Source organism: Lysobacter xanthus, assembly GCF_047159895.1.
The window spans coordinates 1-20,708 of the sequence record NZ_BAAGAB020000031.1 but is presented as its reverse complement, the minus strand read 5'-3'; the positions used below and the strand labels follow the sequence as shown (position 1 = coordinate 20,708).

At 68.1% G+C, this 20,708-nt stretch carries 17 protein-coding genes and 1 tRNA gene; 16 read left to right on the top strand and 2 right to left on the bottom strand.

Features of this window, described 5'->3' with window-relative positions; all coding sequences use genetic code 11:
- Positions 1–14: 14 nt before the first annotated feature.
- The 14 genes from nuoI to pnp all read left to right on the top strand — a co-directional run bounded on the left by nuoI (position 15) and on the right by pnp (position 15,805).
- On the top strand, positions 15–503 hold the full coding sequence (gene nuoI, locus ACY35P_RS09220) for an NADH-quinone oxidoreductase subunit NuoI (RefSeq protein ID WP_462115536.1): 489 nt from the start codon (positions 15–17) through the stop codon (positions 501–503).
- Positions 504–510: 7 nt separating this feature from the next.
- The gene (locus ACY35P_RS09215; RefSeq protein WP_462115535.1) at positions 511–1,140 is read left to right on the top strand and encodes an NADH-quinone oxidoreductase subunit J; all 630 of its coding nucleotides are present in this window, start codon (positions 511–513) and stop codon (positions 1,138–1,140) included.
- The gene (gene nuoK / locus ACY35P_RS09210; RefSeq protein WP_462115534.1) at positions 1,137–1,460 is read left to right on the top strand and encodes an NADH-quinone oxidoreductase subunit NuoK; all 324 of its coding nucleotides are present in this window, start codon (positions 1,137–1,139) and stop codon (positions 1,458–1,460) included. Before ACY35P_RS09215 ends, nuoK begins: the two co-directional genes overlap by 4 nt.
- Before the next feature lie 13 nt (positions 1,461–1,473).
- Positions 1,474–3,648 carry an NADH-quinone oxidoreductase subunit L gene (nuoL, locus tag ACY35P_RS09205; protein WP_462115533.1) on the top strand — a complete coding sequence of 725 codons (2,175 nt, stop codon included), beginning with the start codon at positions 1,474–1,476 and terminating at the stop codon, positions 3,646–3,648.
- Positions 3,649–3,678: 30 nt separating this feature from the next.
- A complete protein-coding gene (locus ACY35P_RS09200) occupies positions 3,679–5,196 on the top strand; it encodes an NADH-quinone oxidoreductase subunit M (RefSeq protein ID WP_462115549.1) in 1,518 nt (505 codons plus the stop codon).
- A 7-nt stretch (positions 5,197–5,203) separates the two neighbouring features.
- Positions 5,204–6,658 carry an NADH-quinone oxidoreductase subunit NuoN gene (gene nuoN, locus ACY35P_RS09195; protein WP_462115548.1) on the top strand — a complete coding sequence of 485 codons (1,455 nt, stop codon included), beginning with the start codon at positions 5,204–5,206 and terminating at the stop codon, positions 6,656–6,658.
- A 70-nt stretch (positions 6,659–6,728) separates the two neighbouring features.
- Positions 6,729–6,805, top strand: a tRNA-Met gene (locus ACY35P_RS09190).
- A gap of 152 nt (positions 6,806–6,957) precedes the next feature.
- Positions 6,958–7,566 carry a ribosome maturation factor RimP gene (gene rimP / locus ACY35P_RS09185; protein ID WP_462115532.1) on the top strand — a complete coding sequence of 203 codons (609 nt, stop codon included), beginning with the start codon at positions 6,958–6,960 and terminating at the stop codon, positions 7,564–7,566.
- A gap of 5 nt (positions 7,567–7,571) precedes the next feature.
- Positions 7,572–9,083: a transcription termination factor NusA gene (gene nusA, locus ACY35P_RS09180; protein WP_462115531.1), complete on the top strand. Its 1,512-nt coding sequence runs from the start codon at positions 7,572–7,574 to the stop codon at positions 9,081–9,083.
- A gap of 110 nt (positions 9,084–9,193) precedes the next feature.
- Positions 9,194–11,773, top strand: coding sequence for a translation initiation factor IF-2 (infB, locus tag ACY35P_RS09175; protein ID WP_462115530.1), 2,580 nt, complete (start codon positions 9,194–9,196; stop codon positions 11,771–11,773).
- Positions 11,774–11,779: 6 nt separating this feature from the next.
- Positions 11,780–12,169, top strand: a complete 390-nt coding sequence (gene rbfA / locus ACY35P_RS09170) for a 30S ribosome-binding factor RbfA (RefSeq protein WP_462115529.1) — start codon at positions 11,780–11,782, stop codon at positions 12,167–12,169.
- 13 nt (positions 12,170–12,182) lie between these two features.
- Positions 12,183–13,157, top strand: coding sequence for a tRNA pseudouridine(55) synthase TruB (gene truB, locus ACY35P_RS09165; RefSeq protein WP_462115528.1), 975 nt, complete (start codon positions 12,183–12,185; stop codon positions 13,155–13,157).
- Positions 13,158–13,322: 165 nt separating this feature from the next.
- The gene (gene rpsO, locus ACY35P_RS09160) at positions 13,323–13,583 is read left to right on the top strand and encodes a 30S ribosomal protein S15 (protein WP_462115527.1); all 261 of its coding nucleotides are present in this window, start codon (positions 13,323–13,325) and stop codon (positions 13,581–13,583) included.
- Between the two features lie 113 nt (positions 13,584–13,696).
- The gene (gene pnp / locus ACY35P_RS09155) at positions 13,697–15,805 is read left to right on the top strand and encodes a polyribonucleotide nucleotidyltransferase (protein WP_462115526.1); all 2,109 of its coding nucleotides are present in this window, start codon (positions 13,697–13,699) and stop codon (positions 15,803–15,805) included.
- Positions 15,806–15,881: 76 nt separating this feature from the next.
- On the opposite strand, the gene ACY35P_RS09150 is transcribed toward pnp, so the two are convergent.
- Together ACY35P_RS09150 and ACY35P_RS09145 are read right to left on the bottom strand one after the other, a co-directional pair.
- A complete protein-coding gene (locus ACY35P_RS09150) occupies positions 15,882–17,342 on the bottom strand; it encodes a DUF1501 domain-containing protein (RefSeq protein ID WP_462115525.1) in 1,461 nt (486 codons plus the stop codon).
- Positions 17,343–17,352: 10 nt separating this feature from the next.
- The gene (locus tag ACY35P_RS09145) at positions 17,353–19,143 is read right to left on the bottom strand and encodes a DUF1800 domain-containing protein (protein ID WP_462115524.1); all 1,791 of its coding nucleotides are present in this window, start codon (positions 19,141–19,143) and stop codon (positions 17,353–17,355) included.
- 179 nt (positions 19,144–19,322) lie between these two features.
- Here ACY35P_RS09145 and ACY35P_RS09140 point away from each other — a divergent pair, with 179 nt between their 5' ends.
- Together ACY35P_RS09140 and ACY35P_RS09135 are read left to right on the top strand one after the other, a co-directional pair.
- A complete protein-coding gene (locus ACY35P_RS09140; protein WP_462115523.1) occupies positions 19,323–19,937 on the top strand; it encodes a CDP-alcohol phosphatidyltransferase family protein in 615 nt (204 codons plus the stop codon).
- 49 nt (positions 19,938–19,986) lie between these two features.
- Positions 19,987–20,708, top strand: a 722-nt coding sequence (locus tag ACY35P_RS09135; RefSeq protein ID WP_462115522.1) for a poly(R)-hydroxyalkanoic acid synthase subunit PhaE, incomplete at its 3' end; no start/stop codon positions are given.

The window sequence follows — 20,708 nt, the reverse complement described above, 5'->3', positions numbered from 1 at the left end:
GACGCCTCGACCCCATGAACCGCATCACGTCCTATCTCAAGAGCCTGCTCCTGATCGAGCTGGCGCAGGGCCTGTGGCTGACGCTGAAGTACCTCTTCAAGCCGAAGTACACGGTCATGTACCCGATGGAGAAGATCCCGCAGTCGCACCGCTTCCGCGGTATCCACGCGCTGCGGCGGTACCCCAACGGCGAGGAGCGCTGCATCGCGTGCAAGCTGTGCGAGGCGGTGTGCCCCGCGCTCGCGATCACGATCGACTCGGAGAAGCGCGAGGACGGCACGCGCCGTACGACGCGCTACGACATCGATCTGTTCAAGTGCATCTACTGCGGCTTCTGCGAGGAGTCGTGCCCGGTCGATTCGATCGTGGAGACCCACATCCTCGAGTACCACTTCGACGCGCGCGGCCAGAACATCGTCACCAAGCCGCAGCTGCTCGCGATCGGCGACCGCCTTGAGGGCGAGCTCGCGGAGCGTCGCCAGCTCGACGCCCGTTTCCGCTGAGGCCGCCATGGATTACGCCCAGATCGCTTTCCTGCTGTTCGCGGCCACCGCGGTGATCGCCGCGACCGCCGTCATCAGCCTCCGCAACCCCGTCCATGCGGTGCTGTGCCTGGTGCTGACGTTCTTCTCGATCGCCTGCACGTGGCTCGTCGCGGGCGCCGAGTTCCTCGGCATCGCGCTGATCCTCGTCTACGTCGGTGCGGTGATGGTGCTCTTCATGTTCGTGGTGATGATGCTCGACATCGACGTGGGGCCCCTGCGGCGCAATTTCGCGCGCTACGTGCCCGTCGGCCTCACGGTCGCGGTGGTGATGCTCATCGAGATCGTGACCCTGATCGGGGTGCGCGCCAGCATGGCGACCGGCTTCGAGCCGAACGCCGCCGCGGGCACCGAGGTGCCGAACACCGTGTGGCTCGCCCGCACGCTGTTCACCGGTTTCCTGCTTCCGTTCGAGGTCGCCGCGGTCATTCTGACCATCGCCGTCGTGGCGGCGGTCATGCTGACGCTGCGCCATCGCGGCGGCGTCCGCACGCAGGATCCGGCGTGGCAGTCGAGCATCCGCGCCGCCGATCGCGTCCGCATGGTGAAGATGGCGCCGGCCCGCACCGCGGCGCGGTCCGACGGAGGTGAGGCATGAGCCTGTTCGCGAACGGCGTGACGCTGGGTCATTACCTGGCGCTGGGCGCGGTGCTGTTCTGCATCAGCGTGGCCGGCATCTTCCTCAACCGCCGCAACATCATCGTCCTGCTGATGTCCATCGAGCTGATGCTGCTCTCGGTGAACATCAACTTCGTGGGATTTTCGCGCCAGCTCGGCGATCCGTCCGGCCAGATCTTCGTGTTCTTCATCCTGACCGTCGCGGCCGCCGAGGCTGCCATCGGCCTGGCGATCCTCGTCACGCTGTTCCGCAATCGGCGCACGATCAACGTCGCCGAAGTCGATTCGCTGAAGGGTTGAACCGATGCCCGGAGTGGAACACCCGATTTCCCGTACCGTCCTCGTCGCGATCGTCCTCGCGCCGCTGATCGGTTCCATCCTCGCCGGCCTGTTCGGGCGGCGGATCGGCCGTGCCGGCGCGCACTGGGCGACCATCCTCGGCGTCGCAGCGAGCTGCGTGCTGTCGATCGGCGCTCTGTGGCAGCTCGTGGGGCAGGGCGCGCCGCCGTTCAACGAGAACCTCTACACCTGGTTCCAGATCGGCGGGCTCCAGGCGAACGTCGGCTTCATGGTCGACCGCCTCACCGCGATGATGATGGTCGTGGTCACGTTCGTCTCGCTGCTCGTGCACATCTACACGATCGGCTACATGCACGAGGACCCGGGCTACCAGCGGTTCTTCAGCTACATCTCGCTGTTCACCTTCTCGATGCTCATGCTGGTCATGAGCAATAACTTCCTGCAGCTGTTCTTCGGCTGGGAAGCGGTGGGCCTGGTGTCCTACCTGCTGATCGGCTTCTGGTTCAAGAAGCCGACGGCCGTGTTCGCCAACCTCAAGGCCTTCCTCGTCAACCGCGTAGGTGACTTCGGATTCCTGCTCGGCATCGCCGCGGTCGTGATGGCCTTCGGTTCGCTCGACTACGGCACGGTATTCGCCAATGCGCCGACAATCGCGAACGGTCAGCTCGCGGTGTGGAGCGGTGACCTGACGATCGCCGGGCATCAGCTGGTGAACGTCGCGCCGTGGATCTGGTCGGCGCCCACGGTGATCTGCATCTGCCTCTTCATCGGGGCCATGGGCAAGTCGGCGCAGGTGCCGCTGCACGTCTGGCTGCCGGACTCGATGGAAGGCCCGACGCCGATCTCCGCGCTGATCCATGCGGCGACGATGGTCACCGCCGGCATCTTCATGGTGGCGCGCATGTCGCCCCTGTTCGAGATGAGCGAGACGGCACTCCATTTCATCCTGTTCATCGGCGCGACCACGGCGTTCTTCACCGGCCTGATCGGCATGGTGCAGTACGACATCAAGCGCGTCGTCGCGTACTCGACGTTGTCGCAGCTGGGCTACATGACGGTCGCGCTCGGCGTCTCCGCGTACTCGGCCGCCGTGTTCCACCTGATGACGCATGCCTTCTTCAAGGCGCTGCTGTTCCTGGCGGCGGGCAGCGTGATCATCGGCATGCACCACGAGCAGGACATGCGGAAGATGGGCGGCCTGCGTCGCTACATGCCGGTGACCTACTGGACGAGCCTGATCGGCACGCTCGCGCTGGTCGCGACGCCGTTCTTCAGTGGCTTCTACTCCAAGGACATGATCATCGAGGCCGCGAAGGTGGCCGCGCACGACGAGAACGCGAACTGGATCAACACGTACGCCTACTGGGCCGTGCTGCTCGGCGCCTTCGTGACGTCCTTCTACAGCTTCCGCCTGCTCTACATGACGTTCCACGGCCGCGAGCGCTTCCGCGATGCCGCGCCGTCGGACGACCACGCGAACGTGGATTCGCACGCGGACGGCGCCCAGACGCTGCACGAGCCGCTGCACGACGACGGCCACGGTCACCACGACGACGGCCACGGCCACCATGGCCCGGTCGAGCCGCACGAGTCGCCGTGGGTGGTCACGCTGCCGCTGGTGCTGCTGGCGATCCCGTCGATCGTCGTGGGCTTCTTCACCGCCGGCCCGATGCTGTTCGGCACCGACTGGTCGGGACACGCCGCGCAATGGCCGTTCTTCCTGGGCGCCATCGACGTGAAGCCCGGGCACGACGTGATGGCGGAGCTCGCGAGCGAGGACTGGCACGGACCGGTCCAGCTCGCACTGCACGGCCTGACGGCGCCGGCGTTCTGGCTGACGTTCCTTGGTTTCCTGCTAGCCACCGTCATGTACTGGTGGAAGCCCGATCTCGCGACCCGTGCACGCCGCATGTTCGCGTGGCCGGTCCGTGTGCTCGAGAACAAGTACGGCTTCGACAACCTCTGGATCGACGGCTTCGCCGGCGGCGGCATCGGCCTCGGCCGGGTCTCGCGGGCCATTGACTCCGGCCTCATCGACGGTGTCGCCGTCAACGGCAGCGCGCGCGTCGTCGACGTCGTGGCCCGCCTCTCGCGCCGACTCCAGTCCGGCTATCTCTACCACTACGCGTTCGCGATGATCGTCGGCCTGATCGTGCTCCTGGCCTTCCTCATCCGCGGCTGGCACTGAACGAGGAATCGCGACGTGAGCCCCGAGTCCTTGAACGGGACGTTCCCCCTGCTGAGCCTGCTCATCGCACTGCCGATCCTGGCGGGCGTGGCGACGCTCGCCTTCGGCAACGCCCGCGCCCACACCGCCCGATGGTTCGCCGTCGCGAGCTCGATCCTCGTCTTCGCACTGACGATCCCGCTGTTCACGGGGTTCGACCTCGCCAACCCGGGCATGCAGTTCGAAGAGGCGAGGATGTGGATCGCCGCCTACGGCATCCAGTACCACGTCGGCGCGGACGGCATTTCCGCCGCCCTGATCGGCCTCACGACATTCACCACCGTGCTCGTGCTGATCGGCGCCTGGGGGTCGGTAACCGAGCGCGTGCACCAGTACTACGCGGCCTTCCTGATCCTCGAAGGCCTGATGGTCGGCGTGTTCTCGGCGCTCGACTCGATGCTGTTCTATGTCTTCTTCGAAGGCATGCTGATCCCGATGTTCATCATCATCGGTGTCTGGGGCGGCCCGCGTCGCGTCTACGCCTCGGTGAAGTTCTTCCTGTACACGTTCCTCGGTTCGCTGTTCATGCTGGTCGGGTTGATCTACCTGTACCTCAAGGGCGGCAGCTGGCAGCTGGCCGACATGTACGCGATGCCGCTGACGATGCAGGAGCAGACGTGGCTGTTCTTCGCGTTCCTGGTCGCGTTCGCGGTCAAGGTGCCGATGTTCCCGGTGCACACGTGGCTGCCCGATGCGCACGTCGAAGCGCCCACCGCGGGCTCCGTCGTGCTGGCGGCGATCATGCTGAAGATCGGCGGCTACGGCTTCCTGCGCTTCAGCCTGCCGATCGTCCCCGACGCGAGCTGGGCGTGGGCCTGGTTGCCGCTCGCGCTCAGTATCGTCGCGGTCGTCTATATCGGACTCGTCGCCCTCGTCCAGGACGACATGAAGAAGCTGATCGCGTATTCGTCGATCTCGCACATGGGCTTCGTCACGATCGGCACGTTCATCGCGATCGGCCTGGTGCGCGGCGAAGCGGGCAATACGACGGGTGCCGAGCTCGGCCTGCAGGGTGCGATGGTGCAGATGATCAGCCACGGCTTCGTGTCGGGCGCGATGTTCACCTGCGTGGGCGTGCTGTACGACCGCATGCACAGCCGCATGATCCGCGACTACGGCGGCGTCGCGAACGTGATGCCGTGGTTCGCCGCGTTCATGGTGCTGTTTGCGATGGCGAACTCGGGCCTGCCGGGCACGTCGGGCTTCGTCGGCGAGTTCATGGTGATCCTGGCCAGCTTCCAGAAGCATCCGCTGCTGGCGTTCGGCGCGGCGTTCACCCTGATCATCGGCGCGGCATACACCCTGTGGCTGGTGAAGCGCGTGGTCTGGGGTGAGGTGGCCAATCCGCACGTCGCGGAACTGCAGGACATCAACAAGCGCGAGGCCTTCGTGCTGGGTGCCTTCGCCGTCGGCGTGTTGCTGATCGGCATCTGGCCGAAGCCGCTGACCGACCTGATGCAGCCCTCGATCGCGCAGCTCGCCAAGCAGATCGAGTCGACCAAGCTGTAACGCTGGAATACCGCCGCCCATGACCGCCCCGATGCCTGCCGCCGACGACCTCCTGCCGCTCCTCCCGGAGATGCTGCTGGCGGGCGCCGCCTTCTTCCTGCTGATGGTCGACCTGTTCCTCGACGAGCGGCGCCGGATCGTCACGCACGCGGCCGCCGTCGTTGCACTGGTGGCAGCGGCGGTGCTTATTGCCACCGGGACGGGCGGGCAGGGCACGGTGCTGGGCGGCATGTTCGTGCGCGACACGGCGGCCGACGTGCTGAAGCTCGCGATCCTCGTGACGTCGGCGCTGTCGATGCTCTACCTCTGGCCGTTCCTGCGGGCGCGCGACCTCTACCGCGGTGAAGTCGCCGTGCTGGTGCTGTTCGCGACCGTCGGCATGATGCTGCTGGTGTCGGCGGGCAGCCTGGTGATGGTCTACCTCGGCCTCGAAATGCTGGCGCTGTGCTCGTACGCGCTGGTGGCGATCGACCGCGACAGCCCGCTCGGCTCCGAGTCCGCGATCAAGTACTTCGTGCTGGGCTCGCTCGCCTCGGGCCTGCTGCTGTACGGCATGTCGCTGGTGTACGGCGCCACCGGCACGCTGGACCTCGCGGCGATTGCCGAGGCGATCGGGGGAGGCCAGACGTCGACGCTGCTGCTGACCGGTGTCGTCTTCATGCTCGCCGGCGTCGCCTTCAAGTTCGGCGGCGCGCCGTTCCACATGTGGCTGCCGGACGTCTACACGGGCGCGCCAACGCCCATCACGCAGTTCATCGGCTCGGCACCGAAGCTCGCCTCGTTCGGCATGGCGTACCGCCTGTTCGAAGTGGCCGCCGGCGGCGTCGACGACACCTGGCGCATCCTGTTCGCGGTCATCGCCGTGGCCTCCTTGGCGATCGGCAACCTCGCGGCGATGGTGCAGAGCAACTTCAAGCGCATGCTGGCGTACTCGACGGTTTCGCACGTCGGCTTCCTGTTCATGGGCATCGCCGGCGGCGGCCCGCAGGGGTTCGCGGCCGCGATGTTCTACGCGATCAGCTACGCGCTCATGGCCGTGGCGGCGTTCGGCACCATCGTCGTGCTGTCCTCGCGGGGCTTCGAAGCCGACTGCATCGAGGACTACCGTGGCCTCAACGCGCGGCATCCGTGGCTCGCGGGCCTCGTGTTGTGCGTGATGGCGTCGCTGGCCGGCCTGCCGCCGTTCCTCGGTTTCTGGGCGAAGCTCGCCGTGCTCCGCGCCGCGCTGGACGGCGGCATGCTGTGGCTGGCACTCGTCGGCGTGGTGTTCGCGGTGGTGGGTGCCTTCTACTACTTGCGCGTCGTCAAGGCGATGTACTTCGACGAGTCCGAGGCCCATCCGCATGCAGTGGTGTCGAGCCGCCCGCTTCGCATCGTGTTCGCGGTGAACGCGCTGGGCCTGCTGGCGCTGGGCTTCGCATGGAGCCCGGTGATGGCATGGTGCCAGCGCGCGTTCGCCTGATCGGGGCTGCGAAAAAAGCGGCCGTAAGGCTTGCGCCGGTTTCGTGACTCACATACAATTCTCGGCCTGATGCGGGGTGGAGCAGTCTGGCAGCTCGTCGGGCTCATAACCCGAAGGTCGCAGGTTCAAATCCTGCCCCCGCTACCAGCTTCGGGTTCGACAGTAGTACGTCGAACCGATGCCAGGGCTCGACGGTCGCGGCTCCACGCGATCGACCGACATCCAGCAGTACCGGACAAGGGGCCCAATGGGCCCCTTGTTGTTTTCGGACGCGGCGAACGCCGCCCGGAGTGGAATGCATGGCGGACAAAGCCACCCAGATCACCGGACTTCTCGCGCCGACCGTCGAGGCCCTGGGCCTCGAACTGATCGGCGTCGAATACCTGCCGTCGCCCGGCAGCGCGCTGCTGCGCCTGTACATCGACGTGCCCGAGGCGGAGGCGATCGCGGGCGGGCTCGTCACGATCGAGCATTGCGAAAGCGTGAGCCGCGAGGTTTCCGCCCAGCTCGACGTCGAGGATCCGATCAGCAGCCATTACACGCTGGAAGTCTCGTCCCCGGGCGTCGACCGGCCGCTCTTCACCGCGGCGCAGTTCGCGCGTTTCGTAGGCGAGGAGGCGAAGGTCACCCTGCGCCTGCCGCAGGACGGCCGGCGTCGCATGCAGGGCCGCATCGCGGGCGTCGAGGGCGACACGATCCGCATGGACGTCGCCGGCATCGGCGGCCAGTCCATGGCGATCGACGTGGCCATCGGCAACGTCGAGAAGGCGCGCCTGGTGCCCGACTGGGTCGCGCTCGGCTATGCGCCCAGCAAGGAATCGAAGGGCCGGGGCGGCAAGGCCGCCAAGGCACCGAAAAAGAAAGCCAACCCTGAGCCGTCGGCCGATGGCCCGACCGAGGCGGAGTAATCGAGATGAGCAAGGAACTTCTGATGGTCGTGGACGCGGTCGCCAATGAAAAGGGCGTGCCGCGCGACGTGATCTTCGAGGCAATCGAGGCGGCGCTCGCGTCGGCCGCGAAGAAGCGCTACCACGACGAGGACGTGCTCGTGCGCGTTTCGATCGACCGCAAGGACGGCAGCTACGAGACCTTCCGCCGCATGGAGGTCGTCGCCGACGACGTCGTCATGGAATCGCCGGATCGCCAGATCCGCCTCATGGACGCGATCGACGAAGTCGACGGCGTGGAAGTGGGCGACTTCATCGAAGAGCAGGTCGAGAACGCCGAGTTCGGCCGCATCGCCGCCCAGGCCGCCAAGCAGGTCATCGTCCAGAAGGTGCGGGAGGCCGAACGCCAGCAGGTCATCGACGCCTGGAAGGATCGCGTGGGCGAGCTGGTCACCGGCATCGTCAAGCGCGTCGAGCGCGGCAACATTTACGTCGATCTCGGCGGCAATGCCGAGGCGATCATCCCGAAGGACAAGGGCATCCCGCGCGACGTGCTGCGCACCGGCGACCGCGTGCGCGGCTTCCTGTACGACGTGCGTCCGGAACCCCGCGGCCCGCAGATCTTCATCAGCCGCGCCGCGCCCGAATTCATGATGGAGCTGTTCAAGCTCGAGGTACCGGAAGTCGGGCAGGGCCTGGTGACGATCCGCGCCTGCGCACGTGACCCGGGCGATCGCGCGAAGATCGCCGTGCTCGCGCACGACAACCGCACCGATCCGATCGGCGCCTGCATCGGCATGCGCGGCTCGCGCGTGCAGGCCGTGAGCAACGAGCTCAACGGCGAGCGCGTCGACATCATCCTGTGGTCGGACAACCCGGCCCAGTTCGTCATCAATGCGATGGCGCCGGCCGAGGTGCAGTCGATCGTCGTCGACGAGGACAAGCACTCGATGGACCTCGCGGTGGCGGAAGAACGCCTCGCGCAGGCGATCGGCAAGGGCGGCCAGAACGTGCGCCTCGCCAGCCGCCTCACGGGCTGGCAGCTCAACGTGATGACCGCCGACCAGGTGCAGGCCAAGAGCGAGGCCGAGCAGGCCGCGTCTCGCGCGCTGTTCCAGGCCAAGCTCGAGGTCGACGAGGAAATCGCCGGCATCCTGGTGTCTGAAGGCTTCAACACGGTCGAGGAAATTGCCTACGTGCCAGTCGGCGAGCTGCTCGCGATCGAGGGCTTCGACGAGGACATCGTCGAGGAACTGCGCTCGCGTGCCCGCGACTCGCTGCTCAACGACGCCCTCGCCGAGGAGGAGTCGCTCGAAGGCCAGATGCCGGCCGACGACCTGCTCGCGCTCGAGGGGATGGACGAGGCGACCGCGCATGCGCTGGCCGCCAACGGCATCCGCACCAGCGAGGACCTGTCCGAGCTGGGCGCCGACGAGGTGGTCGAGTTCGGCATCGAGGGGGTCGACGAGGCCCGCGCGGCCGCTTTGATCCTCTCGGCCCGCGCCGAGGAAATCGCCCGCCTGGAGCGGGGCGGCTGACCGCCCCGGCCGCCCGACGGCGGCCGCGATAACGGGCTGGACCGCCCGCCCGCGCTAGAATTCCACGGATACGCCCGGCCCCGGCCGCGCCACGAGAACACGGAAACCGAATGTCGCAGCAAACCACGATTCGCAAGCTTGCCGAGCTGGTCAACACACCGGTCGAGAAGCTGCTGGAACAGCTGGCGGAAGCCGGCATGAAGTTCAGCGGCCCGGACCAGGTGGTGACCAGCATCGAGAAAGTGAAGCTCCTCGGCTTCCTCAAGCGGGCGCACGGAAAGAGCGACGCGGCGGCGACCGACGTTGACGCGCCGAAGAAGATCACGCTCAACCGCACGAAGAAGCAGGAAATCACCGTCGGCGGCGGCAAGGCCAAGGCGACGGTCGATGTGGTCGTGCGCAAGAAGGTCACGCTCGTCCGTCCGGACGAGGCGGGTTCGCCGACCGACGAGCGTGCCGAGATCCTGCGCAAGCTCGAGGAGTCGCGCCAGCGCAACCTCGACGAGCAGCAGCGCCTCGCCGAGTCGGACCGCAAGCGCGCGGAGGACATCGAGCGCGCCCGCCAGGAAGCCGCGGAAGCCGAGCGCGTCCGCGCCGAGGCCGAGGCGGTCGCGAAGGCCGCCGCCGAGCCGGAAGCCGAGGTCCGCAAGCCGGCCCATGGCCACGGCCGTCCGGCCCCGCGCGCGCCCGAACCGGCCCGCGCCGCGGCGCACGATCCCAAGCACAAGGCCCGGGGCTCGCATGCGATGGCGGCCGGCCCGGAAGACGACGGCCGTGCCAGTCGCTTTGCCGGCCAGATGCACCTCAGCGCCGCCGACCGCGCGCGCCGGGGTGCCGGCGGTCGCGGCAAGCCCGGCGGCAAGCTGCAGGGCCGTCGCCAGCCGGACCAGTCGCGGACCGGCGCAGGGTTCCAGCGTCCGACCGCACCCGTCCAGCGCGAGGTCGCGATCGGCGAGACCGTCACGGTCGCCGAGCTGGCGCAGAAGCTCGCGCTGAAGGGCGGCGACGTGGTCAAGGCGCTCTTCAAAATGGGCGTCATGGCGACGATCAACCAGACCATCGACCACGACACCGCGGTGCTCGTGACCGAGGAGCTGGGCCATACGGCGGTTCGCGCCGACGACACGACGGCCGAGGACCTGCTCATCGCCCATGTCGAGGAGACGCAGGGCGAGAAGCTTCCGCGCCCGCCGGTCGTCACGATCATGGGTCACGTCGACCACGGCAAGACCTCGCTGCTCGACTACATCCGCCGCACGAAGGTCGCGTCGGGCGAAGCGGGCGGCATCACGCAGCACATCGGCGCCTATCACGTCGAAACGGCGAAGGGCGTCATCAGCTTCCTCGACACCCCGGGCCATGCGGCGTTCTCGGCGATGCGTGCGCGCGGCGCCAAGCTCACCGACATCGTGGTGCTCGTGGTGGCCGCCGACGACGGCGTCATGCCGCAGACGATCGAAGCCGTGCAGCACGCGAAGGCCGCGGGCGTCCCGGTGGTCGTGGCCGTCAACAAGGTCGACAAGTCCGACGCCGATCCGGGCCGGGTGAAGAACGAGCTGCTCGGCCACGGCCTCGTCGCCGAGGAATTCGGCGGCGACGTGCAGATGGTCGAGCTGTCGGCGAAGACCGGCCAGGGCGTCGACGACCTCCTCGATGCGCTGACGCTTCAGGCGGAAGTGCTCGAACTGCGTGCGATCCCGACGGGTCGCGCCACCGGTGTCGTCATCGAGTCCTCGCTCGACAAGGGCCGCGGCCCGATCGCCACCGTGCTGGTGCAGTCCGGCCAGCTGGAGAAGGGCGATTACGTGGTCTGCGGCGTGCAGTACGGCCGCGTGCGCGCGCTGTTCGACGAGACCGGCAGCCAGGTGCAGTCGGCCGGCCCGTCGATCCCGGTGCAGGTCCTCGGCCTGTCGGGCGTGCCCGATGCCGGCGACGACCTGGTCGTGGTCGCGGACGAACGCCTCGCGAAGGACGTCGCGCAGCAGCGCGACACCAAGCGCCGCGAGCATCGCCTCGTCGCGCAGCCCGGCAACCGCATGGAAGACATCCTGGCCCAGATGGGCGAGGGCGCGACACAGCAGTCGCTCAACCTCGTCGTCAAGGCGGACGTGCAGGGCTCCGTGCAGGCACTGCGCGACGCGCTGACGGGCCTGTCGAACGAGCAGATCCGCATCAACGTGATCGGCTCGGGCGTCGGCGGCATCACCGAGTCCGATGCGCAGCTCGCGGCGACGTCGAAGGCCACGGTCATCGGCTTCAACGTGCGTGCCGACGCGTCGGCACGCAAGGTCATCGAGAACCAGGGCGTCGACCTGCGCTACTTCTCGATCATCTACGACGTCATCGACCAGGTGAAGCAGATCGCCTCGGGCGTGCTCGGCAAGGAGATCCGCGAGGAAATCATCGGTACCGCCGAGGTCCGCGACGTGTTCCGCTCGTCGAAGTTCGGTGCGGTGGCGGGCTCGATGGTCATCGAGGGCGTCATCCGCCGCGGCAAGCCGATCCGCGTGCTGCGTGCGCAGACCGTCATCTTCGAGGGCGAACTGGAATCGCTGCGCCGCTTCAAGGAGAACGTGGACGAGGTGCGCAACGGCACCGAGTGCGGCATCGGCGTCAAGGCGTACAACGACGTCAAGCCGGGCGACCAGATCGAGTGCTTCGAGCGCATCGAAGTCCAGCGCACGCTGTAATCGACGATGCCGTCCAAGAGCTTCCATCGCACCGACCGCGTGGCGGCCCAGCTCCGTCGTGAGCTGGGCACGCTCGTGCACGAGGCCGTGCGCGAGCTGGGCCTCCCGTCGGTGAGCGTGTCCGACGTCGAGATCACCCGGGACATGGCGCATGCGAAGGTCTTCGTGACCGCGCTTCAGCCCGAGCGCGCCGCCGAGGCGATGAAAGGCCTCAAGGAGGCCGGCAAGCAGATCCGCTACGAGCTCGGCCGCGCCATGAAGCTGCGCCACGTGCCCGAGCTGCATTTCCATTACGACGCCTCGTTCGACCGCGGCGAGCGCATCGACCAGCTGCTGCAGGCCAATCCGCCGATCGAAGGCGACGACGAGGCGACGCCGGCGTCCGGCGACGCCTGATCCCGCACCGCCGGTGAACCGCAAGACCCGATTTCGCCGCCTGGACGGCATCCTGCTGCTCGACAAGCCGGCCGGACTCAGTTCGAACCAGGCGCTGCAGCGCGTCCGCCATCTGTTCCAGGCGGAAAAGGCCGGCCACACCGGCAGCCTCGATCCTCTCGCGACCGGCCTGCTGCCGGTCTGCTTCGGCGAGGCGACCAAGATCGCCGGGCTGCTGCTGGGCGCCCGGAAGGCGTACGAGACGCTCGCGCGGCTCGGCGTCACCACCGACACCGACGACGCCGACGGCCTGCCGCTGCGCGAGCGGCCGGTGCCCGCGCTTGACCCCGCCGGGATCGACGCCGCCCTGACAGGCTTCCGCGGTCGCATCCGCCAGCGCGCACCGATCTACTCGGCGCTCAAGCAGGGCGGGGAGCCGCTGTACGCGATGGCGCGGCGCGGCGAGTCCGTGGAAGCACCGGAGCGCGAGGTCGAGGTCGACCGCTTCGACCTGCTCGGCATCGGCGAGGACGGGCTGCGGCTGCACGTGGAGTGCGGTTCCGGCACCTATGTCCGCAGTCTCGTGCGCGACCTCGGCGAGGCGCTGGGCTGTGGCGCGCATGTCGTCGAGCTCCGTCGGCTGTGGGTCGACCCGTTCCGCACGCCGACCATGCTGACGCTGGAAACGCTGCAGGACGCGGCCGCTTCCGGCCTGCCCGAGCTCGACCGGTTCCTTCTGCCGATCGATGCTGGCCTCGAGCGCTTCCCGCGCGCCCGGCTCGAAGCGGACGCCGCCCGCCGCTTCGGCCACGGCCAGACGGTGGACGGCGAACCCGACCGGCCCGTCGAGTGCGGGGGCGACGGCCGCTCGAGTGCCGCGACGAACGCCGCCGTCGGCCTGGTCGTCGTCTCCGGCCCCGACGGCCGCCTGCTCGGGCTCGCGTCCTGCGCTGCGGGCCGCCTGCAGCCGCAGCGGCTCTTCAGCTGGGCGGCCGCTTCCACCGCTTAGCGGCGCACCGGGGTTTCGCCTTGTTGGGGGAGAGCCCGCGCGGCTACAATACGCGCGCCTTCGGGCACCCCATCACCCCTCTACCGACGGACCATGCGGTGCGTCGGCCCGGAAAACATTCCGTCGCCGAACGTGTCTGCGGGCTCCGCGTCTCAAGGAAAAAAGATGTCGATCGACACCAGCAAGGTCATCAGCGAACACGCCCGCGGCACCAACGACACCGGCTCGCCGGAAGTACAGGTCGCCCTGCTCACCGCCCGCATCGAGCAGCTCACCGAACACTTCAAGGCGCACAAGCAGGACCACCACAGCCGTCGCGGCCTGCTGCAGATGGTGAACCGCCGTCGCAGCCTGCTTGATTACCTCAAGCGCAAGGACGTCGAGCGCTACAAGGGCCTGATCGAGAAGCTCGGTCTGCGCCGCTAAGAGATACACCGACCGCGGCGCAGTGATGCGCCGCGGTTTGTTTTGGGACATGCAGAAATACGGCCGGGGCAGGGGCTCCGGGCGAAACCAAGCGACACAAGGGATCACACAACGTGGCGAAAATTACCAAGACCTTCCAGTACGGCGCCCACCAGGTCACGCTGGAGACCGGCGAAATCGCACGCCAGGCCGGCGGCGCGGTCCTCGTGAAGATGGACGACACCGTGGTGCTCGTTTCGGCCGTGGCGGCCAAGACGGCACGTGAAGGCCAGGACTTCTTCCCGCTCACCGTGGACTACCAGGAGCGTTTCTACGCCGGTGGCCGCATCCCGGGCGGGTTCTTCAAGCGCGAAGGCCGCGCGACGGAGAAGGAGACGCTGATCTCGCGCCTCATCGACCGTCCGATCCGCCCGCTGTTCCCCGAAGATTTCAAGAACGAAGTCCAGATCATCGCCACGGTCGTGTCGATGAACCCGGACGTCGACGGCGACATCCCGGCGCTGCTCGGCGCGTCGGCCGCCATGGCGCTCACCGGTGCCCCGTTCCAGGGCCCGATCGGCGCGGCGAAGGTCGGCTACATCAACGGCCAGTACGTGCTGAACCCGACCGTCTCGCAGCTGAAGGAATCGCAGCTCGAGCTCGTCGTCGCCGGTACGAAGGACGCGGTGCTGATGGTCGAATCCGAAGCCGACGTGCTCTCGGAAGACGTGATGCTCGGCGCCGTGATGTTCGGCCACAAGGCCTCGCAGGTCGCGATCGATGCGATCAACGAGATGGTCGCCGAGGCCGGTACGCAGTCGTGGAACTGGGAAGCGCCGGCGAAGGACGAGTCGATGATCGACGCGCTTCGCCACGCGATCGGTGACCGCCTCGGCGCCGCCTACCAGATCGTCAACAAGGCCGAGCGCCGCACCTCCATCCAGACGCTGAAGAAGGCGGCGATGGAGATGCTGCAGCCGCACGTCGAGGCCAAGGGCTGGAACGTGGGCGACGTCTCGAAGGAGTTCGGCGAGCAGGAATACCAGACGATGCGCAACTCGGTGCTCCGCACCCGCAAGCGCATCGACGGCCGCGACCTGACGACCGTGCGTTCGATCGCGTCGAAGGTCGGCGTGCTGCCGCGGACCCACGGCTCGGCGCTGTTCACGCGCGGCGAGACGCAGGCGCTCGTGGTGGCCACGCTCGGCACCGCGCGCGACGGCCAGATCATCGACGCCGTCTCGGGCGAGTACAAGGAACACTTCCTGTTCCATTACAACTTCCCGCCCTACTCGGTGGGCGAGACGGGCCGCATGATGGGTCCGAAGCGTCGCGAAATCGGCCACGGCCGCCTCGCCAAGCGCGGCATCCTCGCCGTCATGCCGACGATGGAGGAGTTCCCGTACACGATCCGCGTCGTCTCGGAGATCACCGAGTCGAACGGCTCGTCGTCGATGGCGTCGGTCTGCGGTTCGTCGCTGGCGCTGATGGACGCGGGCGTGCCGATCAAGGCGCCGGTCGCGGGCATCGCGATGGGCCTGATCAAGGAAGGCGACGACTTCGCCGTCCTGTCCGACATCCTCGGCGACGAGGATCACCTCGGCGACATGGACTTCAAGGTGGCCGGCACCGCGGAAGGCATCACCGCGCTGCAGATGGACATCAAGATCCAGGGCATCACCGAGGAGATCATGAAGGTCGCGCTGGCGCAGGCGAAGGAAGGCCGACTGCACATCCTCGGCGAGATGGCCCATGCGCTGACGTCGCCGCGTCCGGACCTCAGCGAGTTCGCGCCGCGCCTCATCACGATCAAGATCCACCCGGACAAGATCCGCGAGGTGATCGGCAAGGGCGGCTCGGTGATCCAGGCGATCACCAAGGAGACCGGCACGCAGATCGACATCCAGGACGACGGCACGATCACGATCGCCTCGGTCAACGCCGTTGCCGGCCAGGCCGCGAAGGCGCGCATCGAGCAGATCACGTCGGATGTCGAACCCGGCCGCATCTACGAAGGCAAGGTCGCGAAGATCATGGACTTCGGTGCGTTCGTCACGATCTCGCCCGGCAAGGACGGTCTCGTGCACGTTTCGCAGATCTCCAACGAGCGCGTCGAGAAGGTCTCGGACAAGCTCAAGGAAGGCGACGTCGTCAAGGTCAAGGTGCTGGAAGTCGACAAGCAGGGCCGTATCCGCCTGTCGATGAAGGCCGTCGAGGAAGGCGAGGGCGTGTCGGCGGAGTAATCGCCGCCACATCGCCGGAAACGAAAAAGGCGGGCCTCGGCCCGCCTTTTTCTTTGTCCCGTCGTCGCAGACGCCGTCAGAACATGCGACGCAGCACCTGGTCGCGCAGCGAGCCGCCGCGGCCGCGCAGCGACGCCTCGATCGCGACGTCCTGCTCGCTTTGCATCGGCTCGGGCGAGGTCGACGCCGTGTCGCCCGCCATCGACGGTTCGAGCTTGGCGGCCAAGTCGGTGCCCTGCACGAGGCCGAGCGGCGCATAGCCCGTATACCCCGGGAAGATCGTCGACAGGTTGGGATTACCCATCCGGCGCACCAGGATCTCCGAAAGCACGCGGCGGTAATCGGTCGTCACGGGCAGGTCACCGTTCGCGGCGGCAACGACGCTGTCGTTGAGCCCGGGCCACTGGCCGAAGAAGCGGCGGCCGTTGACCGAGCCGCCCATCACCAGCATCGGGTTGCCGTAGCCGTGGTCCGTGCCGCCCGATGCGTTCTGCCGCACGCGGCGCCCGAACTCGGACTGGACCACCGTGGTCACGCGCGCGGCGTCTCCGCTCGCCTCGAGTTCCGACTGGAAGGCCGACAGGGCCTGCGATAGTTCGGCGATCTTGTTCTGGTAGTAGTGGTAGCCCGCGCCCGCCGTGCCCTGGCCGTCGTGCGTGTCCCAGCCGCCGAGGTCGACCGCGGCATAGCGCAGGCCGACGCCGAAACGGATGGATTGCGCGATCGTCCAAAGCTGCCTGGCGATGTCGGTCGTCGGCCACGTCGCGGGAAGGGCGCCATAGGCCTGCGTGGCGACCACGCGGAGCGCCTGCTCGGCCTGCCCGCCGCTGCTCTGGAGGCCCGTCGGGCCGCCCCAGAGCTGCCGAAGCGTCTCCTGCATGCCGACGAGGCCGGCAGGCGAATCCGGGCGCGTCTTCATCCAGGCCCAGGCGCCGGCGTTGAGCTGGAAGTCCGACGGGCTCGCCATGGTGATCGCACGCGTGGTGCCCGACAGCGACACGGGCTCGCGCGACATGCAGGCCAGCGCCGGCATCGTCGCGCCGGCGGTGCCGGTCTGCATCGAGAGGGCGCGTGCCATCCAGCCGCTGGACTGGCCGCGCGCGACGCCCTGTTCGATCGCCATCTGCGCATCGAAGTGGCTGCGCGAGGCCGACGTCGTCAGGCCCGCGGCGTGGACGATCGCGACGCGCCCGGAATTCCAGAGGTCACGCAGCCCGGTCGCCGACGGGTGCAGGCCGAATGCGCTGGCGCTGCCGTCGGCATAGGTCAACGGCAGCGCACCATAGGTGCCGGTCGCCGCGATGCTGAGGTTCGGGCGTACCGCCTCGTAATACGTGCGGTCGCTGCCGGCGAGGGGCACGACGAAGTTCAGGCCGTCCATCGCGCCGCGCAGGAACAGCATCACGACGACGTCGCCGTCCCCGGCGGCGGCACGCGCCTCGGAGCCGAACATGAGGCGCGGACCGATCGCGGTCGCCGCGGCGGAGGCGCAGACGCCCTTGAGGAACTGGCGGCGCGTGAAGCGGGAGGTATGCATGGCGGCGCCCTCAGCGGCTCAGGAACTCGGGCGAGAGCAGGATCAACGAGACCATGCTCTTCAGCCGCGACTGGTTGTAGTGCTTCTTCAGGTCGCTGCCGGACCAGGCTTCGGTGTCGGCGATGACATAGGTCGCGGGATCGCCGTTCTGCGCCATGAACTTCGCGATGACCTGGCGCCGCGCCGCGTCAAGCGGATAGCCGAGCAGGCGCTGCGACCAGTAGTCGACGAGGTTGTTGGCCGTCCACGAGGCCACCTCGGCACGCGTGTTCTGTAGCACCGGCAGCAGCGTGAAGCCGTTCTCGGTGGTGTCGGTCAGCCAGTCGAGCATCTTCCAGGTCTGCCCGAACGTGTTCGAGCCGGACCACGGGCCCGTGACGTCGGGATATCCGTTCGGCGCGGGCCAGCCGAGCGGCGTGTGGCCGGTGAAGCCGAAGCGCCAGACGAATTCGTTGCTGCGATCGCCGGTCGTCGCGAGCGTCCAGTCCGAGCCCGCCGCGCGCATCGCGGCGACGATCGCCGTGAAGGGCTTGCGCGTCTTCGCGCCCCAGGCGTTGTACATGTCCGTGGAATTGAGGATGTGGCGCAGCACGCGCGCGATCTGGTCCGGCGCCTGCCAGTTGTCGCGGAACACCGTCGCGGCGCTCCACACCAGCGATTCCGAAGGCGTGTCGCCGATGAAGCGGCGGATGAGCTTCATGCAGACGTGGCGCGCGACCGCCGGATGCGAGGCGAGGCGATCGAGCACGTCGCGGCCGTCCTTCATGTCCGGCTGCTCGGGGTAGAGCGTGCGGCCGAGGATCGTCTTCGGGTTCGTGTCGTGCCACGCAGCACGGTAGACGAACGTGCCGTCGTTCTCCGTGGGGTACTGCCAGTTGCCGTCGCGCAGCGTCCAGCCGGTGAACGCCGCCGCGACCTCGTAGACGTCGATGTCGGTGTAGCCGGCCGGATAGTTCGCGTCCATGGGGTCCCGGGGCAGCGTCGCCGGGTCCTGGAAGCCGAAGTAGTTCTCGGCGCCGAGTGTGTGCAACTCGAGCAGTTCGCGCGCCCAGTTCTCGTTCTGGCCCGACTTCCTGTTCGCGTAGTTGTCGAGGAAATAGAGCATCGACGGGCTCGTGGCCACGTCCTCCAGCATCGTCCGGAAGTTGCCGAACGCATTCTTGCGCAGCACGTCGCGCTCGTAGTGGGGCGAGACCGGGCCGGCGGAGTAGTCGTACCCGAAGATCGAGAAGTGATCGCGCCAGAAGTCGACCGTCATCTCGAACAGCTGGCGGCGCGAATAGGTCGCACGCACGAAGGAGGCGCGCTGCATCTCCAGCGCCGGCAGCATGCGCACTTCCCAGGCGGGATTCGGCGCGACGTGATCGGCCCACAGCTGCTGCAACGTCTTGCCGAGCGTGGCGTAGCCCGCACGCGACAGGCGCGCGTCGACCGCACTGTCGTCGATCGTCCGGTAATCGAGCTGCCAGTCCACCCAGTTCGCGAGGCGCTGCAGGTCGGTGGTGCCCAGGCCCTGGAACTCGGCGATGCTCGCGCGCGTCGGGCCGAAGCTCAGGTTGCGCAGCATGCGCACGGCGAACGGCGCGCGCGCCAGGGTGAGCAGGTCCGCGGGCAGGGCCTCACGATCCGGGCCCACCGGGCCGGCCACGCTGCGCTCGAACGGCTGCGCGCGGATGCGCTGCCCGTCGCCGTATTTCATGGCGAGCAGACTGCCGGTGGTCGGCGTGCTGCGCCGGGCCGTCCACAGGCCGCTACCGCGCGCGACGCGGGACGCCCGCATCGGATACATCGATCGCTTCATGGTCCTTCCCCTGGATCCCCCTCCAGTGAACGGACTATAGGAATCAATGCCTTGGGGAAACGGGCCTCGCGTCACGACTGGCCGTCAAGAGTTTGGCGCGTTCGGCCGGCTACATGAACCGCCTGTTGCGGGCGTCACACTTGTTTTGGCACGCTGCCGCGAAACCACGGAAGCGCCCGATGAAACGCCACTTCTCCATGCTGCGCGACTTCCACCTGGCCGACTGGTTCACGCTGGCCAACGCCTTCTGCGGCACCGGCGCCGTCTTCGCGGCGATGCGCTTCCTGCAGGAGGGCGTGGTGCGCGACCTGCTGGTCGGAATGGCGCTGATCCCGCTGGCCTTTGTGTTCGACGCGGTCGACGGACGCGTGGCGCGCTGGCGCAAGTCCGCCTCGACGCTCGGTCGCGAGCTCGATTCGCTGGCCGACGTGATCTCGTTCGGCGTCGCCCCGGCCGCGCTCGCGTACGCCTGCGGGCTGCAGGGCGGGTGGGACTGGGCGGTACTGAGCTTCTTCGTCGGGTGCGGCGTGAGCCGCCTCGCGCGCTACAACGTCACCGCCGAGCAACTTGCGGGCGACGACGACAAGGTGCCGTACTTCGAGGGCACGCCGATCCCGACCAGCCTGGCACTCGTCATCGTGCTGGCGATCGCAGCCGCGCAGGGTGCGATCGGCGACCGCGTCTGGGGCGGCGTGGTGAAGCTCGGCCCGTGGCAGCTGCATCCGCTCGTCCTGATGTTCGCGCTGTCAGGCTCGCTGATGATCAGCAAGACCCTGCGGATCCCGAAGCCCTGACCGGACGCAACGGCGCGTCCGTTATCATCGGACGAGCTGGAGGACCCCCATGTCGACACCGCCGTTCGGAGCCCCGGGCTTCGCGTTTCCCGCTTTCGATCCCGCCCAGTTCGAGCGCTTCATGCGGCCGTTCCTCGGCGCTGCGGCGCCCGCACCGGCCGCGTCGGACCCGTTCGCGTGGTGGAGGCCGGCCGCACCCGCCCCCGCGCCCGGTTTCGATCCGACCGCGCTCGCTTCGCAATGGATGGGCCAGATCCAGCAACTCGCCGCGCAGTTCGGCGGTGCGGATGCGCAGGCCGCCGACATCGCGCGCGCGTGGCGCGGCCTGATCGGCGAGAACCCGTTCGGCCAGACGGCCGCGATGGGCGCGTTCATGCCGTCCGCGTTCTTCACCGGGGCCGGCGCCCCGCGCGCGCCGTTCGACATGCCCGCGTTCGGTTACACGCGCGAGCACCAGGAACGCGCGCAGTCGTTCGCGCGCACCATGGCCGAGTTCCAGCAGGCCGCGCAGGCGTTCGGCGCGCTCGTCGCCGAGTCGGGGCAGGACGCGTTCAAGCGTTTCGAGTCGTTGCTCGAGACGCGCGCGGGCGAGGGCAAACCGGTCGAATCCGCACGCGGCCTGTTCGACCTCTGGATCGACGCGGCCGAGGATGCCTACGCGGACATCGCCCTCACGGAACGCTTCCAGAAGGCGTCAGCGCGCCATGACCGAACTCCCAGCCGCCCTCGGCACCGACCGTCAGCACGTTGCCGTCGGTCTCGCCGTGGTGG

Bases quoted from the DNA above. Each gene is read 5' to 3' on its own strand.
- nuoI (WP_462115536.1), top strand. From the start codon at position 15: ATGAACCGCATCACGTCCTATCTCAAGAGCCTGCTCCTGATCGAGCTG.
- ACY35P_RS09215 (WP_462115535.1), top strand. From the start codon at position 511: ATGGATTACGCCCAGATCGCTTTCCTGCTGTTCGCGGCCACCGCGGTG.
- nuoK (WP_462115534.1), top strand. From the start codon at position 1,137: ATGAGCCTGTTCGCGAACGGCGTGACGCTGGGTCATTACCTGGCGCTG.
- rimP (WP_462115532.1), top strand. From the start codon at position 6,958: ATGGCGGACAAAGCCACCCAGATCACCGGACTTCTCGCGCCGACCGTC.
- nusA (WP_462115531.1), top strand. From the start codon at position 7,572: ATGAGCAAGGAACTTCTGATGGTCGTGGACGCGGTCGCCAATGAAAAG.
- infB (WP_462115530.1), top strand. From the start codon at position 9,194: ATGTCGCAGCAAACCACGATTCGCAAGCTTGCCGAGCTGGTCAACACA.
- rbfA (WP_462115529.1), top strand. From the start codon at position 11,780: ATGCCGTCCAAGAGCTTCCATCGCACCGACCGCGTGGCGGCCCAGCTC.
- rpsO (WP_462115527.1), top strand. From the start codon at position 13,323: ATGTCGATCGACACCAGCAAGGTCATCAGCGAACACGCCCGCGGCACC.
- ACY35P_RS09150 (WP_462115525.1), bottom strand. From the start codon at position 17,342: ATGCATACCTCCCGCTTCACGCGCCGCCAGTTCCTCAAGGGCGTCTGC.
- ACY35P_RS09145 (WP_462115524.1), bottom strand. From the start codon at position 19,143: ATGAAGCGATCGATGTATCCGATGCGGGCGTCCCGCGTCGCGCGCGGT.
- ACY35P_RS09140 (WP_462115523.1), top strand. From the start codon at position 19,323: ATGAAACGCCACTTCTCCATGCTGCGCGACTTCCACCTGGCCGACTGG.